This is a genomic window from Ralstonia sp. 110700041-2, assembly GCF_056280165.1.
On the sequence record NZ_JBSFAI010000037.1, the window covers coordinates 1 to 1200 of the forward strand.

Annotated in this window: 1 protein-coding gene; it reads right to left on the bottom strand. The window is 62.0% G+C overall.

Annotation, left to right across the window (positions count from 1 at the left end; genetic code table 11):
- Positions 1-16: 16 nt before the first annotated feature.
- A protein-coding gene (locus ACUXH0_RS26385) for an IS3 family transposase (protein WP_404944703.1) occupies positions 17-1137 on the bottom strand; the annotation gives its coding sequence in 2 pieces (ribosomal slippage) (positions 17-888 and positions 888-1137; 1122 coding nt in all).
- Positions 1138-1200 lie beyond the last annotated feature (63 nt).

Genomic DNA, 1200 nt, shown 5'->3' on the forward strand with positions numbered 1-1200 from the left:
TGACCTGCCCCCGGTTTTAGTACGAAGCACAGTTAGAGTCCGAGGTTAAAAACTCTTGCTCATGCCCCTGCGCAAACTGCATCGGGGTCAGGTAGCCGAGCGAGCTGTGAGGCCGCTCGGTGTTGTACTCGATACGCCATTCCTCAATCAGCCGCCGGGCGTGGCGCATCGAGGCGAACCAGTGCTCGTTCAGGCATTCATCGCGGAACCGCCCGTTGAAGCTCTCGATGTAGGCGTTCTCCACGGGCTTGCCGGGCCGGATGAACGATAGCGTGACACCCGCTTCGTAGGCCCAGGCGTCCAGCACCTTACCAGCGAACTCCGGACCGTTGTCCACCGTGATAGACGCGGGCAAGCCTCGCATCTCCTTCAGTCGTTCCAGCACTTGCTTCACTCGCAAGCCCGGCAACGAGGTGTCGACCTCGATGGCCAGGCACTCGCGCGTGTAATCGTCGACCACGTTCAGGCAGCGAAACCGCCGACCATACGCCAGTCCATCGGAAACGAAGTCCATCGACCAACTCTGGTTCGGGCCCGTTGGCAGCGACAGCGGCTTGCGCTCGACAGCCGCAATGCGCTTGCGTCGCCGCTTGCGCACGCTCAGTCCCGCCTTGCTGTACAGCCGCCAGATGCGCTTGTGATTGGCCAGCCAGCCCTCCCGCTGCAACAGCACGTGAATCCGGCGATAGCCATAGCGGCGCCTCTGCGCGGCGATGGCCACCATCCGACCCGTCAGCACTTCGTCGTCAATTCGGCGGCGCGATTCGTAGTGGAACAGCGAGCGCGAAATCCCTACCAGCCCGCAGGCCCGGGTGACACCCATGGCGCGTTCGGTCATCAATGTCCGGACCGCTTCGCGCTTGGCCTGCGGGCTTGCTACTTTCGAGACAGCAGGTCCTTCAGCGCGGCGTTGTCGAGCATCGATTCGGCCAGCAGGCGCTTGAGCTTGTTGTTCTCTTGCTCCAGCCCCTTCAGGCGCTGCGCTTCGGACACCGTCATCCCGCCGAACTTCGCTTTCCAGTTGTAGTAGGTCGCGTCCGAGATGCCGTACTTGCGGCACAGCTCCGCCGGCTTCACGCCGGCCTCGGCTTCCCTCAGCACGCCAATAATCTGTTCTTCGGTGAATCGCTTCTTCATGACCGTTCCTCTCTTGGGAACGGACTCTACATCGTCAACGTACTAATCGCGGGGAGCAGGTCA